The sequence below is a fragment of the Polyangium jinanense genome, from assembly GCF_028435365.1.
This window is the reverse complement of the sequence record NZ_JAGTJJ010000001.1, coordinates 183,629-198,725: the sequence shown is the minus strand read 5'-3', so window position 1 is coordinate 198,725 and position 15,097 is coordinate 183,629. Positions and strand designations below refer to the sequence as shown.

The 15,097-nt window shown below is 67.4% G+C and carries 8 protein-coding genes; 3 read left to right on the top strand and 5 right to left on the bottom strand.

All coding sequences use genetic code 11. The annotated features are described in order from the left end of the window. Positions 1 to 146: 146 nt before the first annotated feature. Entirely contained in the window at positions 147 to 1,418 is a 1,272-nt protein-coding gene (locus KEG57_RS00715) for a hypothetical protein (RefSeq protein ID WP_272426096.1), read from the top strand. 348 nt (positions 1,419 to 1,766) lie between these two features. Here KEG57_RS00715 and KEG57_RS00710 read toward each other — a convergent pair whose 3' ends face one another. The 4 genes from KEG57_RS00710 to KEG57_RS00695 all read right to left on the bottom strand — a co-directional run bounded on the left by KEG57_RS00710 (position 1,767) and on the right by KEG57_RS00695 (position 8,655). Continuing rightward, complete coding sequence (locus KEG57_RS00710; RefSeq protein WP_272426095.1) at positions 1,767 to 3,773, bottom strand: FG-GAP-like repeat-containing protein; 2,007 nt, start codon at positions 3,771 to 3,773, stop codon at positions 1,767 to 1,769. 267 nt (positions 3,774 to 4,040) lie between these two features. Continuing rightward, entirely contained in the window at positions 4,041 to 5,330 is a 1,290-nt protein-coding gene (locus KEG57_RS00705) for a DUF1501 domain-containing protein (protein ID WP_272426093.1), read from the bottom strand. 13 nt (positions 5,331 to 5,343) lie between these two features. Further along, positions 5,344 to 7,677 (bottom strand): DUF1588 domain-containing protein, encoded by a 2,334-nt coding sequence (locus KEG57_RS00700; RefSeq protein ID WP_272426090.1) that lies wholly within the window; start codon positions 7,675 to 7,677, stop codon positions 5,344 to 5,346. A gap of 294 nt (positions 7,678 to 7,971) precedes the next feature. Continuing rightward, a complete protein-coding gene (locus tag KEG57_RS00695) occupies positions 7,972 to 8,655 on the bottom strand; it encodes a hypothetical protein (RefSeq protein ID WP_272426088.1) in 684 nt (227 codons plus the stop codon). A 65-nt stretch (positions 8,656 to 8,720) separates the two neighbouring features. On the opposite strand from KEG57_RS00695, the gene KEG57_RS00690 reads away from it, so the two are divergent. Beyond that, entirely contained in the window at positions 8,721 to 11,030 is a 2,310-nt protein-coding gene (locus KEG57_RS00690; protein ID WP_272426087.1) for a S46 family peptidase, read from the top strand. A 183-nt stretch (positions 11,031 to 11,213) separates the two neighbouring features. Then, on the top strand, positions 11,214 to 11,459 hold the full coding sequence (locus tag KEG57_RS00685; protein WP_272426085.1) for a hypothetical protein: 246 nt from the start codon (positions 11,214 to 11,216) through the stop codon (positions 11,457 to 11,459). Here KEG57_RS00685 and KEG57_RS00680 read toward each other — a convergent pair. Continuing rightward, positions 11,456 to 15,028: a hypothetical protein gene (locus tag KEG57_RS00680; protein ID WP_272457980.1), complete on the bottom strand. Its 3,573-nt coding sequence runs from the start codon at positions 15,026 to 15,028 to the stop codon at positions 11,456 to 11,458. The genes KEG57_RS00685 and KEG57_RS00680 overlap by 4 nt on opposite strands. Between the last annotated feature and the right edge of the window lie 69 nt (positions 15,029 to 15,097).

Genomic DNA, 15,097 nt, shown 5'->3' with positions numbered 1-15,097 from the left:
CTCCGCCTCCGCCGCGCGCGGGAGCGCGCCTCTTGGACCGGCCCCGCTGGTGACACGCCTACGTGCGCCGGGGATGGGCTCTTCATCACAAGAACATTGACGCTCGTTCGAGCGCGAGCGTAGCATGCCGGGTGAGGGGGCTACGCATGAAGAAGGAAGCCATCGAAGCGTACGTGAACCGCGTCAAGGAACTGGCCGACCATGTGAAAGGCAACGAGCAGGCGACGAAGCAAAGCCTGATAGGTCCTCTTTTTACCCTGCTCGGGTACGATCTGACCGATCCACGTCAATGCGTCCCTGAGTACAAGGTGGATTTCGGCAAGGAGCGATCCTCGAAGCCGATCGATTGGGCGTTCTTGCATGGGGGGCACCCCCTCTTCTTCGTCGAGGCCAAGGAAGTAGGAAAGAAGCTAGCCGGTTACGACGAGCAGTTGGCCGATTATTTCGCCAAGGCGCTGGAGGTCAAACTGGGGATTTTGACCAACGGCGTCCAGTGGAAGTTTTATACGGACCTGGTCAACGAGAACGTCATGGACAAGGACCCGTTCGTGACGTGGGACGTCTTGGGCGAGGAACCGCCTCTCGATCTCCTGACGGTCCTCGAAAAGTCGGAATACAATTCGAGCCTACTCAGGACGTTCGCACAGCGGACTCGCCAGCGAAATTTGCTCATTGGCGAATTGACCCGGTTACTTGAGCCCTCGCCGGAGTTCACTCGGCTGGCCGTTTTGAACATCGAGACACGAAACCTCACGGCTGCGGTCTTGGACGGCTGGAAACCCGCTCTCACAAATGCGATCAGCGAATGGGCAAAGCAGCGAGTGCTCTCCAATATGCTTCGTGAGCGAGCAGCGACGCAGGCGAGCGAAGAGCCCGCCACCAAGGGCGTCGCCATCAAAGCCGAAGCGCTGAAGACCACGGAACCGAAGACCACGGAACCGAAGACCACAGAACCGAAGACCACGGAGCCGAAGAGCACGGAGCCGAGGATCACGGAGAGCAGGACCGCGGAGGTGAAGTCCGAAGAGGCCAAAGCGGAGAAGGGCAAGATCGACACGACACAGGAGGAGCTCGATGCATTCGCGATCGTCCAGCGGATGCTCGGCCCGACACGCCCCATCCTTTACGAGGACACGGCCTCCTATTTCAAGATTCACATTGCTGATCGTCGTAGCTGGGTCATTTGCCGCTTCTTTGGCGGCCGAAAGCGACCTGCGATCTGGGTGCCGCTGCCGCCCGAGCGGGCGACCCCGATCGCCGGTTCGCTTCCGGTGGCAACGACGCCGTACGCTGAATGGTCGAGCGTTACGATGGATTCAATCAACGACCTCGAAAGGCTAGGGGAACTCTTCCGGACGACATGGGATCAAGTGAAGTCCGGACGTGCCAAAGCCGATAAGGGCGAAGAGGAGGCGTGAGCGGGAACGCGCGCATCGATCGCGCCTTCCGTTCTGCTTCTCGCTCCCAAGCCCGGGGTGCGTGCGCATGGCGTGAGCCGCTGTCACGGCTCCCAGAACCAGCGCTCGGCGTCGGTCCAGTTCTCGGGCGGTGGTCTTACGCCCGCCTGCGCCTCGCCCGGATCCGCCTCGCGCTCTGCCCCACCCGGTAACGCACGCGCCCGCGCCTCCGCCTCCGCCTGGCCTGCACGGATGACGCTGGCCGATCGTCGACGGCATGCTGCAATGCGATGGCCGGCGCTGCGACGGGCGAATCCGCCGGGCCGTGCCCCCTCTGCCGGCGACGGCAGCGGGGGCGACGGCTGTCTCTCAGAGCCCGTTGGGGATCACGGTGAGGGTGGCGGAGCCCCTGTTGGTCAGGATGAGATCGTCATACCCGTCGCCATCCAGGTCCGCGACGGCAATGGCGTTGAGGCCGGGCGAGGTGCCTGTCGTGACGAGGGCGCCCGCGGTGAAGCCTCCGTTGCCATTGCCGGTCATTGGGCGGACGCCGCCCGTGGCTGCGGTGGCCAGGATGTAGGCGTCGAGCTTGCCGTCGCCGTTGAAGTCACTGGCCACGACCCCCAGCGCCGAGTTGGCGACTGCGCCGGCTCCCGTGGCGGACTGCACGCCGTTAGCGACGGTGCCGTCGCCATTCCCTTTGAAGAAGAAGAGGTATGCGCCGGCCGCGCCGTTCGCGAGGATGTCGAGCTTGCCGTCTCCGTCGGCGTCGCCGAAGGCGATGCCCGCGGTCTGGCCGTTGAGGGCGTTGGTGTAGGAGACCGGTGCGGCGAACGAACCGTCGCCCTGGTTGAGGAGGATCGAGAGGCGCGCGGAGCTGGGGCTCGTCACCACGATATCGGGGTGGTTGTCGCCGTTCAGGTCACGGCAGGCGATGGTCGACTGCACGCCGCCGGTGGACGGGATGGTGATGAGCACGGGCGCGCCGAAGCTGCCGGCGCCGGTGCCGAAGATCACGCTCACCTGGTTCGTGACCACGCTGGTGGTGGCGATGTCGACCAGCCCATTGCCGTCGAAGTCGCCCGCGCAGAGGTGGACCGAGCCTGGGGCGCCGGTGGTGAAGCTCGTCAGCGCGCCGAAGGTCCCGGGCGCGCTTGCGCCAAGGTTGCGGTAGACGCTGATGTTCCCGTTGGTGGCGGGCAGGTTGGTCTGGCCGTCGACGGTGACGGCGTCGAGCCACCCGTCGCCGTCCACGTCGGCCGCCACCACCGCGTTGCTGGAGAGCGTGGCGCCCGCATAATTGACCTCTGCCTGGACGGTTGCGTCGCCGTTGCCGTAGAAAACGGAGACCGAGCCGGAGGGGCTCATCGTCGAGCCCGATTCGGCGTTGGCCACCAGGATGTCGAGCTTGCCGTCGCCGTTTACGTCGGCGACCGCCGGAGCCAGCGGGGTGTGCGTGGCCGGGACGCTGATTGGTGTGCCGGGGACCTGGCCGGAGGGCGGAGCCTGGCAGGCGCCGTTCGAGCAGATGTCGCCCGTCGAGCACGCGAGGTTGCACGCGTTGCAGTGGTCGGCGTTGCTCTGGAGGTTCGTCTCGCAGCCGTCGGACGTGAGTCCATTGCAGTCTGCGAGGGTGCCGGCGCAGGCCTCGCATTGGGTCCCCTCGTAGGTCGGCGCGCATTGGCACGTGTAGCCATTGATGCCGTCGGTGCACGTCCCGCCGTTCTGGCAGGGGTTCGGGGCGCAGTCGTCGACGTTGGTCTCGCAGTTCGTCCCGCCGAATCCGGGCGCGCATTGGCACGTGTAGCCATTGATGCCGTCGGTGCACGTGCCGCCGTTCTGGCACGGGTCGGGGGCGCAGTCGTCGATGTTGATATCGCAGTTGGTCCCGGTGAATCCGGGGGCACACTGGCACGTGTAGCCGTCGACGCTGTCGGTGCACGTGCCGCCGTTCTGGCAGGGGTTCGGGGTGCAGCCGTCGACGTTGGTCTCGCAGTTGGTCCCGGTGAAGCCGGGCGCGCACTGGCAGGTGTATCCGTCGACGCCGTCGGTGCACGTGCCGCCGTTCTGGCAGGGGTTCGGGGTGCAGTCGTCGACGTTCGTGCACGTGCTGGGCTGCTCGGAGCAGGTCCAGCCGCTCTCGACCGCGCAGTCGCTGGAGCAGCCATCGCCGCTCGCCTCGTTGCCGTCGTCGCACGTCTCCGGCGCGGCGAGGGTACCGTCGCCGCACACCGCGTTCACGCCGCCCTGGCCGTTGTCGATCTGGCTGCGATCGACTCGGGCGATGATCTCGCACCCCGTCGAGCCGAGCATCGCCCCGAAGACGAGCGCCCAGTAGCCAACCCGCCCAACCACACGCAACGTCGTCACGTTCATGAAAATGAAGAGGAGTGCATCATCGGAGCGCGCTTATAGCCGAAAGCGCACGCGCGCGGTCGACATTCGATGAACGACTTCGTCCCCTCGTGCTTTCGTCGGCATCCGACGGCAGTGGTCACGCCGAACCCGACGCGCATCGCGCCCGTCGTCGCAACCATGCGGCAAGCGCGAGCAGCACGAACCAACGGCCTGTCGACGCAAAAAAAGCCCCCTCGGACGAACCGAGGGGGCCTTCTTCATTTCAGCGATTCGCCCTGGCGACGATCAGCCGAACAGCGGCAGCTCTTCCTTCTCCTTGATCGGGAAGCGCGCCGCGACCTCGTTCTGATCGATCCCCGCGAGCCTGCGCAACGCGCGGTGCACGTGGCCGGGCTTCAGGCGGACGCCGCCGCCCTCGACCGGCTCGAGCGTGTTCGGGTCGATGTTCATCGGGTTGTGACGCTCGGTCGTCTTGCCGATGACCGTGTTGCCCGGGATACCCGCGCCCATCAGCAGCATGCTGGTGATCGACCAGTGGTCCTTGCCATTGCCGGAGTTGTACCCCGGCGTCCGGCCGAAATCGGACCCGACGACGATCACCATGTTGCCCCAGACGCCCGTCGCCTTCGCCTCTTCGACGAGGTAATCGATGCCGTCCCAGAGCTCGGCCAGCCGACCGAACTGCTGGTCGTCGTTGTTGCCGTGCGTATCGAACCCGCCGATGCCCAGGTTCGCGCTGACGCAAATGCCGGCGCGGTAGGCGGCGAGCGCGATTTGCGCCTGACGACGGAGGTTCGAGTTCTCGAGCTGCGCGGGCAGGTACTCCGTCAGCTTCTTGAGCTCGTTTTGCCCCGAGCGCGCCGTGAACAGCATACCCATCGACTGCTGGATGCGCGGCAGGTTCTGCTTCTCGGCGTATGCCATGTGGCGAGCAGAGCGCGTCTCGGCAATACGCGCCTCCGTTTCCTCCGTGTAGTACGGCGTCTTGTTCTCGTCGTACATCGGGTCGATGATGTTCGGGTAGGCGATGCGACGGATCGCGTCGATGTTGCCCACCCGGGTCACCGCCACGGTGCCGGCCGTCGTGTCGTAACCGCCGTACGAGATGTACGCCATTGGCAGCGAGCCGCCCGCGACGGCGGCCGTGAGCGCCGCGAACGAGGCCTTGTTTTCGGCCAAGGTGCCCGCCCACGTCACGCGCGTGCCGACGTCGTGGCTGTTCGTCGACGTATCGACGCCGTTCAGGACCATCAGGTCATTCACGTACTTGTCGAAGAACGCCTTGTTCGCGCCGTCCGGATCCGGGGCGTATCGCATCGGGAGCTTGCTCTTGCTCCCGACCGCCGTCCCGATCGCGTCCGCGAGGTAGTGGTTCATCGGATCGGCATCATCCGGCCCCTTCGAACCCTTCGGGTCGCAGTGGCTCGTGACGTCCCAGCCGCCGCCGGCGTGGATCATGATCCAGAACTTGCCCGTATAGGGCGCAGCTCCGGCGTCGCTGGTGAAAGGAATGGTGCTCGCGGCAACGCCGAGCCCCGCCGTCGATGCAATCTTGAGGAAATCTCTTCGGTCCATGGGGGCTCGCCTCTCACTCGTAAAGGAAGTGGTAGTCGGACAGCATGTACGTCACGACCGTCATCCACGAACGGATGACGTAATTCGGATCCTCGCGCAGGCGATCCTCTTCAGGCAGCGGCGTACGCGTCCAGTAATCGTTCTCCACGCGGCACGGCCCGGCCAGCCACGTCGAGTACTTGCCCTCGGGCTGCGACGCGTCGCTCATGCCCTTCACGCCCTCGCGATACGTATCGAGGAAGAGCTTGTAGGTGCGCTCGATCTCGGGATGCCCGTCGGGCAGCGTCTCGCCGAGGATGTGCTTGTGGAGGTACTGGATGTTCTTCTTGATGGCCGCGACGGCGGGCTCGACCGCGAAGCCATTCTTGTCTTCCGGCTCGAAGCTCGTCTCGACGTACGGGAAGAGCGTGCGCTCCTCCGTCGGCTTCCACATGTCGCGCGGGACCGCGATGCAGGACATCTCGTTCCCCATGCGCTCGCCGATGTTCGCCATGATGCCGTTCGGGCTGATGACGCGCTTGACCACGTCGGCCGAGTCGATGCCGCCGTAAAGCATGCGGTAGGCATCGCCGCGGAGCAGGTAGTCGTACGTGCCGCCGTTGTCCTCGTACGCGCGGGGACGCCACGGATAGCCGAGGACGGCCTGGATCTTCCGGTGGAGCTGCTCGGGCGTGATGAGGCGGCCCATGCCGACCTCGCCGAGCCGCGCCTTGCCGGCCGCGTCGAGCGAGCCGCTGTTCTTCGCGCGGAAGTAGGGCGAGTGGATGATCTGCTTCACGACGACCTTGAGGTCGTAGCCCGAAGCCTCGAACTCGCGCGCGATCTTGCTGAACTCCGTGTACTCGGCGAGGTAGGCCTGGAACTCGGTCGAGAAGTCGCTCGCCTTGCGATCTTGCGGCGCCACGAGCGGCTTCTGCCCCGTGAGGCCCTCGAAGACAATGTACACGGCCGAGAGGGCGAAGCGCGGGTCAGCGGCGACGCGCGGGGCGAGCCACTGCAGGCCTTGCGGCAGTTGCTCGTACGGCGTCTTTTCGCCCTTGAAGCCCGGCGGACGCATGTCGTCGAGCGGAGGCGTCATCGGGTCGTACGCCGCGCGCCCGTTCCAGTGCCGGAACGCGCCGGCGACCGGATCGATCTCCACGTGGCATTGCTGGCAAGCGGCCGCGTTGAGGGTCGGGTTGACCTCGGTGATGAGCGTCTGATCGAGCGGCTGCTGGCCGGTCTTCAGGATGTCGGTGCCGAGGAAGAACTGGTAGACCATGCGCGCGCGCGCCCGGTTCCGGTTCGTCTCCGTCGTCGGGAAACGGTTCAGGAACATCGGCGACGTGAGCACGCCGGCGTGCGGCAGGCTCGGGATCTGCGCCTCGATGAACTCGTTCGGGTCGGCGTCGTTCTTGAAGGGCAGGTCGTCGCCGAGCATGAACGCCTTCGCGGAGAAGGGGTTCACCATGATGTAGTTCGCCGTCAGGACTTCGCTGAACGGCCGGTTCTCGCGCACCACGTGGGCCACGAGCTCGAGCGGCTCGCGCGCCACGCCGCGGTTCGTCCAGGAACGCAGCTTGTTGTAGAGGTCGTCGGCGTTCCAGGCGCCGTATTTGCCGATGGCGTCTTCCATCGCCTTCGGCTCGGCGTTCGCGCCGTCGAAGAACTGGTCGTACCAGTAGGGGTTGTAATAATCGATGTCGTTGAGGAGCTGCACCGCGTCCTCGTTCCCCAGGTAGCGATCCGTGAGGAACTGGTCGTTGTAGATCTCCTTCAGGCGCGTGTAGAACGTCTCCTCGGTCATCATGTTGTCGAGGATCGGATCGAGCGCGCGGATGCCGCCGGCCTCGATGGCATCTTCCTCTTCCACGGTGGGCAGTCGGCCGACCAGGGAGAGCGACGCCTTGCGCAGCGTCTCGGCGGGCGTCGCGAGCTGCACGCCCGTGAACGTCGCCGAGAGGTTCGTCTCGCAGGACGAGGGCTCGTTGAAGCGGTTCACGAGCTCCTCGAGCGCCTTGAACTCGTCGCTGCCCGGCTGGATGACCACGCCACCCGGATGCTTGCGGGAGGCGGTGCCGCCGGTGGGCATGGCGAGCAGTTGCGACATGCCGTCCTGCTGGAGGGCGGCAGCGTTCTTCATGATCTCGTAGTTCGTGTCGAGAAAGCCTGCTTCGCTGCTGCCTCGAAGCACGAGGCTCGAGTCCTTCGCGACCCCGTTCGAGGTATGGCAGGCGATGCAGTTGTTCGAAAGGATCGGAGCCCAGACCTGCTCGGCGAAGAACATCTGGTCCGAAACGCACGGACCATCGTCCTCCCCAGCGATGCAGCCGGTGAACCCCAGCGCGCCGATCGCGGCCAGGGACACCAGACCAATGGAGCCAAGATGCTTTCCGAGTCGTCTTCGCGTTCGCGGCATGAGCGGCCTCGTAGGTGGTTCCAGCCTCGTCGGGACGAGTCTGGAAAGTCATACGTAACGGAAGCTCTCTTCTACACGAGGACCGCCGCCGCTGGAATGGTGGGAATCTAGGCCCTACTTCCCTACCTCGGGGCCATTTTGGAAAAGGAATGGACTTTTCCCCTCGCAGCATAACGCGAAGGCATGTCCGCGACGCTCGATACATCACGCAAGGTTGCGTGCGTATTCTCGATTTTGGCGAAATCAGGCCCCGCCGGCGCCGCCCGCGCCGCCGGCCCCACCGGCGCCCGCGGCTCCACCGGCCCCACCGGCTCCACCCGCGCCGCCGGCCCCGCCGGCGCCGCCCGAGCCCGTGGAGGCAGCGGTGCTCGCTGCGGTGCTCGACGATGCGCTCGTGCTCGACGTGGCGCCGCTGCCGCCGCACTTCTCGAGCGGCTTGCAATCGTTGCAGGAGCAACCTTCGAGGTACTCGACGCACGAGCCGTTGTTCGTGCAGTTCGTCGTGCACCGGTCGGTATTCGTGCAATCGGCGCAGGTGCAGTCCTCGTTGATCAAGCACGCGCCGTCGTCTTCACAGCCGACGTTTGCCGGGGGACAACTGGCGACCTTGAAGTAACAATCGTTGCACGTGCAATCTTCGGTCCCCATCTCCCCGTTGTCGCAGGTGTCGTTGTCCTGGCAGGTTCCGACGCACGCGGCCTGATCGACGCAGTCGGGGCACGCGCAGGTCTCGGGGTTCTGGCCGTGGTAGTTGCAGAAACCATCCGGCTGGTTGTTGTTGCAGCCGTTGCTCTGGACTCCGCCGCCGCCGCCGGAGAAGTTGCTCGCCGCGGAAGTATTGTTATTGGAGTCGCCTCCCGAACAGCCGACGAAGGGGAGCGCGACAAGGAGAAACGAGGAAGCAAGGATCGCTGTCAGGGTGCGCATGGTCCGAGAGGATCGCCGCCTGCGCGGGACTGCGTCAACAGAAGAAAGGTGCTACAGGGCTCGCCATGCCTCGCCCGACGAACTCTTTTTCTGCACTGGCGCTGCTCGTTTCCACCCTCGGCCTCGGCCTCGGCTGCGGCGCCGAGCCCCCGCCTCCGGCTGAATCGGCCTCGTCCTCGTCGTCGACCGACGGCGCAAAGGAAGGGCAGAAGGAGGGCACGAAGGCGGCGGAGGTGAAGGGACCGGAGCGCAAGCCTTTCGAGAATCCCGGTGGCATGTGGGTGCCCTCGCAGCTCGCCGAGCATGAAGCGAAGCTCAAGGGCGCGGGCCTCGAGCTCGATCCGAAGGCGTTCACCGATCCGATGCAGCCGCCGCTCGCCGCGGTCGTGAGCCTCGGCGGCTGCTCGGCTTCGTTCGTGTCGCCCGATGGCCTCATCGTCACGAACCACCACTGCGTGACCGGCATCCTGCAGTACAACGCGACGCCGAAGCAGAACGTGGCGAACGACGGTTACCTCGCGAAGACGCGCGCCGACGAGAAGTGGGCCGGGCCCACGAACCGCATCTTCGTGACCCGCTCGTTCAAGGACGTCACGAAGGAGGTCCGCGACGGCCTCGACAAGCTGCCGAATGATCGGGCGCGCAGCGATCAGCTCGAGGCGCGCGAGAAGAGCCTCGTCGCGGCGTGTGAGAAGGATCGGCCCGAGGTGCGTTGCTCGCTGAAGGCGTACTTCGGCGGCGCGCAGTACCTGCTCGTCGAGCAGCTCGAGATCCGTGACGTGCGCCTCGTGTATGCCCCGCCGGAGGGCGTCGGCAACTTCGGCGGCGAGATCGACAACTGGCGCTGGCCCCGTCACGGCGGCGACTTCTCGTTCCTGCGCGCCTACGTGGGCAAGGATCAGAAGCCCGCGGATCACGCGGAGACGAACGTCCCCTACAAGCCGGCGCACTACCTGCGCCTTGCGCAGAAGCCGCTCGCCCCGAACGACTTCGTGATGGTCGCGGGGTATCCCGGCACGACGAACCGGCTGCGCACCTCGTTCGAGATCAAAGAGGCGCTCGAATGGGGATATCCGCGCCGCATCGCGGCCTTCGAGGAGGGCGTGAAGGTGCTCGAGGCCGTGAGCAAGCAAAAGGAGGAGATCGCGATCAAGGCGAACCCCTTCCTGCGCGGTATCTCGAACGCGCTCACGAAGATCAAGGGCCTGGCCGAGGGCCTCGGCAAGGGCGGCGTGGCCGCGGAGCGCGCGAAGAAGGACGCCGAGCTCGCGTCGTGGATTTCCGGGGATGCGGAGCGCAAGGCCGCTTATGGCGACGTGATCGCCAAGATCGAGGCGCTCGTCGCGGAGCGGAAGAAGACGCGCGAGGAGGACATGGCGCTCGGCGACGTGATGATGAGCGCGAGCCTGTTCCAGGCGGCGACGGCGATCGTGCGGATGGCGGAGGAGCGCCCGAAGGCCGACGCCGATCGCGATCCGGAGTACCAGGAGCGCACCTGGAAGCGACACGAGCAAAAGATGGCGCGCCTCGCGGTCTCGTATGACCGGGTGATCGACCAGGCGATGTTGAAGCTCGCCCTCGAGCGGATCGCGAAGCTGCCCGAGAAGGAGCGGCCGGCGTTCGTCGCGACGATCGCGGGCAAGAAGCTCGACGCGGCGTCGATCGAGAAGGCGGTGAAGGGCCTTTACGAGGGGACGAAGCTCGAGGACGAGAAGGCGCGGCTCGAGCTGCTCAAAACGGCAAAGCTCGACGATTTGAAGAAGAGCAAGGACCCGCTCATCAAGCTCGCGGTGGCCCTGCGCCCCGTGTACAAGGCCTCCGAGGATCGGGGCAAATCGTTCGACGGCGCGATGGCGCTGCTCCGGCCGAAGTATTTCGAGGCGCTGCAGAAGATGATGGGCCAGCAGATCGCGCCCGACGCGAACGGTACGTTGCGCGTGACGTACGGCAGCGTGCGTGGCTATCGCCCGACGAAGGACGCGCCGGTCTATACGCCGTTCACGACCGTGTCGCAGATGGTCGAGAAGCACACGGGCAAGGATCCGTTCGAGGCGCCCGCGAAGCTGCTCGCGGCGGCGAAGGCGAAGAAGTTCGGGCCCTACGCGGACGCGGCGCTCGGCGAGGTGCCGGTGGATTTCCTGAGCGACCTCGACATCACGGGCGGCAACTCCGGTTCGCCGACGCTGAATGGAAAGGGCGAGCTCGTGGGCCTCGCGTTCGACGGCAATTACGAGGCGATGGCTTCGGACGTGATCTTCCTGCCGGAAATCACGCGGACGATCCACGTCGACCTGCGGTACGTGCTCTGGGTGATGGACGTCGAGGGGGCGGACAACGTCCTGCAAGAGCTCGGCGTGAAGCCTTCGATCGACTGACTCTTTCGCCGCCATGTAGAATGGAGGCCTCCGGGCCTCCATGCGTTTGCCCTCCCTCCTCCTCGGCTTCGCGTTTCTCCTCGGGAGCCCAATCGTTCGCGGGGAAGACGCGCCCGATCCGCGCCCCACGCCAACGGCCGAGGCCTTCGTGCACATCGAGTCCGACGCGCCGCTCTCGCTGCGGTGCAACAGCCTTTTCTCGCGACAATCATCGCGGGCGGCGCCCTCATGCTGACGGGCGCCATCGGTACGCCGTTCGCCGAGGAGAAGGGCACGCAGACCGCGCTCTCGGTGGTGGGTTTCACCGGGCTCGTCCTGCTCTTGCCCGTTTCGAGCGTTCTCGGCGGCGTGTCGACCGCGTATTCGACAAGCAACGTGACCTTCAAGGATCCGCGGACGCGGCCGGATCTGCGGGAGCGGATTCGTTAGGACCGGGAGCGGCGTCGCCGGAAGGGACGCGCTGCCGCGGTGAGGAGGAGCGAGAGCAGGGCGAGAGGCGTGGGCGTGGGAGGTGCGCCGACCATGCGGCAGCCGCAGGCGTCGTCTGCTGCGGGATCGACGGTATCGGAGCCGCCGGTGCCGCCCGCGCCGCCGGTGCCGCCCGCGCCACCGCTACCGCCCGCGCCGCCGCTACCGCCAGCGCCGCCGGTGCCGCCAGCGCCGCCGCTACCGCCAGCGCCGCCGCTACCGCCAGCGCCGCCGCTACCGCCAGCGCCGCCACTGCCGCCTGTGCCACCCATACCGCCCGCGCCACCGCCGCCACCTGCGCCGCCGCTGCCTCCTGCGCCGCCGCTACCGCCTGTGCCACCATTGCCGCCCGCGCCTCCGGTGCCGTCCGTGCATTCGCCTTCGAGGCAAACCCCGTTGTTGCACGCCGTCCCGTCAGGGAACGTCATGTCGAGCGGGCACGTGGTCGACACGCCCGTGCATTTCTCCGGCACGTCACACACATCCGCCGCCGGCCTGCACGTGACCGTCGTGTCGGCGATCACGTCCGCCGTGCAGCCCTTGCCGACCCCGTCGCATTTCTCTGGCACGTCACAGGGCCCGGCCGCAGGGCGGCAGACCGTCATGACGTCGGCCACGAAATCGAGCGGACAGGCGACATTCGCGCCGTCACACGATTCCGCGACGTCACAAGGGCCGGCCGCGGGTCGGCACACCACCATGGGACCCTGGAGGACGTCGCCTGGACACGCGCCGCTCGCGCCCGTACACGCCTCGGCGATGTCGCAGACCCCCGCCGCCGCGCGGCACGTCGTGCCAGCGGGTACGAGGACGTCGCTGGGGCATGCGGCTGTATTGCCGGGGCAAACCTCGGCCACGTCGCAGGCGCCCACCGACGCGCGGCAGGTGGTCCCGGCGGCGACGAACGTGTCGCCCGGGCAAACGGCTGCGTTGCCGGGACAAACTTCGGCCACGTCACAGGCGCCCACAGGCGCGCGGCAGGTGGTGCCCGACGGGAGGTACGTATTGGCAGGGCAGGCGACGCTGCTCCCGGTGCAGCTCTCGGCCACGTCGCAGGCGCCCGCGGCGGCGCGGCAGCTCGTGCCGGCCGGCTTGAGCGCGTCCGTCGGGCAAGCCGCCGCGTCGCCGGTACAGCTCTCGGCCACGTCGCAGACGCCCGCCTGGGCGCGGCAGGTCGTGCCGGCCGGCTTGAAGACGTCGTCGGGACAAACCACGCCGGACCCCGTGCAGAACTCGGCCTCGTCGCAGGCGCCCTCGGACGGGCGGCACGACGTCCCCGCCGGGGCGATCACGTCGGCGGGGCAGGCCGCACTGTTCCCGGGGCACATCTCCGTCACGTCGCAGGCGCCCGCCGCGCCGCGGCAGATCGTTCCGGCGGCCATGTATTTGTTGGACGGGCAGCTCGTCGAGGAGCCATTGCACGTCTCCGCGACGTCACAGCCGCCGTTCGCCGCGCGGCACACGGTTCCGCTCACCGCAGGGCCACACGTGCCGTTCATCGCGGCGCCCTGGGCCACGCTGCACGCCTGGCAATCGGTCGAGACGCCGGAGCCGCAGGCGCTGTTGCAGCACACGCCGTCGATGCAGAAGCCGCTCGTGCACTCCTCCGCGACATTGCAGGCCGCGCCGTTCGGGAGCGCTTCGAAGAGCTCGAACACATACGCCGCGCCCGCGTCCCCCTTCGCGTCGAAAGACTCGGTGACCGCCCCGACGAGGAAGTGATTGCCGCTCATCGAGACGCTGTACCCGAACAACCCGAGGCCGTTCGGCCCGTCGATCTGCGTGAGCTGCGACCAGGTATTGCCGCTGCGCACGAACACGTACGCGGCGCCGACGGCCGTGTTGCCCAGGGGCGCGGCGCGGTACGCGCCGACGACGGCCCGGTCGCCGCGGATTGCGACGGCGTTGCCGAAGATCATGTTCTCCACGGCGTTGCCCGCCACGAGCTTGGCTTGCTGGGTCCACGTATTCACGCTTCGCGTGAACACGTACGCCGCTCCGACGTCGAGCCCGAACGCCGCGTTGTCGTAGGGGCAGCCGATGAGCGCCGCGTCGCCGCTCAAGGCGACCGCGCTGCCGAACCGGTCGTCCGACGCGCCGTCCGACGGGCCCATCGAGGCTTGTTGCGTCCACGTGGCGCCGGTCCGGACATAGGCGTACACCCGGCCCGCCGCGGTCCCGTGCGGCGAGCCGACGAGCGCCGTGTCGGCCTCGACCGCGACGGACCGGCCGAACACCCCGCCCGCGACCCCGCTGCTCGGCAGGAGCTGGGCCTGCTGCGTCCACGTGGTGCCGCTCCGGACGAAGACGTAGGCCGAGCCCGAATCCACGCCGGTCGCGGTGTCGTCGAGATCGGCGCCGACGACGGCCGTGTCGCCGTCGAGCGCGACCGACAGGCCGAACCCGTCGCCCGTCGCCGCGTCGGACGCGACGAGCTGCGCCTGGAGCGACCATGACGTGCCATTGCGGACGAAGACGTAGGCCGCGCCCGCGTCCGCGCCGGCCGCGGTATCGTCGCCCCGGGCCCCGACGAGCGCCGTGTCGCCGTCGAGCGCGACAGACGAGCCGACGAAGTCGTTCTGGGCCGCGCCCGGCACGACGAGCTTCGCCTGCTGGGTCCACGTGAGGCCATTGCGGATGAACACGTAAGCCGATCCGGCGTCCGTGCCGCCGGCATAACTGTCCCCGTCGGCGCCGATGAGGGCGGTGTCGCCGTCGATCGCCACGCCGCTGCCGAAATAGTCCGACGCCTGCGCATCGGAGGCGACGAGCCGGAAGCGCGGAATGGCGACGAGCGGATCGACGTGGAGCGGATACGCGGCGCCCGCGTCGTCGACATGGATCGTGATGCGCCCGCCGCGCACGCCGAGCGAAGACGGCACGGGTTTGCCCGTCGCGTCGGCGACGTACAGCTCGCCGTACCGAAGCCGCGCGAGGCCTTCGTCATCGACGAGATCGATCGCCTCGCCGCCTTTCGCGATCGTCGCCGCGAGCCCGCCCGACACGGCCATCTCGAACGAGAGTCCGCCCTTGCAGCCCGGCGCCTTCGCGACGTCGAAGCCCTGCTCGATCCCGAGCGGGCCGTTCACGTACCATTCCGTCACGTTCCCGCGCCGGTATTCCGTGCGGTTGCCCGTGGCCGTGGGCTCGGCGGGAGCCGGTGCGCGGAGGTCGCCTTCGCAGCCGAAACCCGCGAAGGCCATGGAGACCTGAAATGCCTCACCGCCGCCCGTCGAGCGCTCGATCCGAACGGATGCCGCATCCATTTCGGCGACGAACCCTTGCGCCGGATTGTCCGCGCGGAACGGTCGCCTCGGCTCTGCCCGGGCGAAACGATACGCCTCCCCCGCCTCGGCCTGCCGCGCTGCGATGGCCGCTGCACGGAGCGCGATCGGCATCTCGGCCGTCGCGGGGCTCGGGCGCGCCTCCACGTCGCGAGGGCGCTCCTCGGGGGCACCGCCCCGCTCTCCGCACGCCGTGGCGCCGAGGAGGTACAAGATTCCGATCGATGAAAGGGAGGACGCGCGCATGCGCGACCCCTAGCCAAATCACGGCGTGTCTGGATCTCCTATCTTTGCGAATGCGATTTGCATTTTCGC

Excerpts from the sequence above, each read along its gene's own strand:
- KEG57_RS00710 (WP_272426095.1), bottom strand. The coding sequence starts at position 3,773 with ATGAACGTGACGACGTTGCGTGTGGTTGGGCGGGTTGGCTACTGGGCG.
- KEG57_RS00690 (WP_272426087.1), top strand. The coding sequence starts at position 8,721 with ATGCCTCGCCCGACGAACTCTTTTTCTGCACTGGCGCTGCTCGTTTCC.
- KEG57_RS00705 (WP_272426093.1), bottom strand. The coding sequence starts at position 5,330 with ATGGACCGAAGAGATTTCCTCAAGATTGCATCGACGGCGGGGCTCGGC.
- KEG57_RS00695 (WP_272426088.1), bottom strand. The coding sequence starts at position 8,655 with ATGCGCACCCTGACAGCGATCCTTGCTTCCTCGTTTCTCCTTGTCGCG.
- KEG57_RS00715 (WP_272426096.1), top strand. The coding sequence starts at position 147 with ATGAAGAAGGAAGCCATCGAAGCGTACGTGAACCGCGTCAAGGAACTG.
- KEG57_RS00680 (WP_272457980.1), bottom strand. The coding sequence starts at position 15,028 with ATGCGCGCGTCCTCCCTTTCATCGATCGGAATCTTGTACCTCCTCGGC.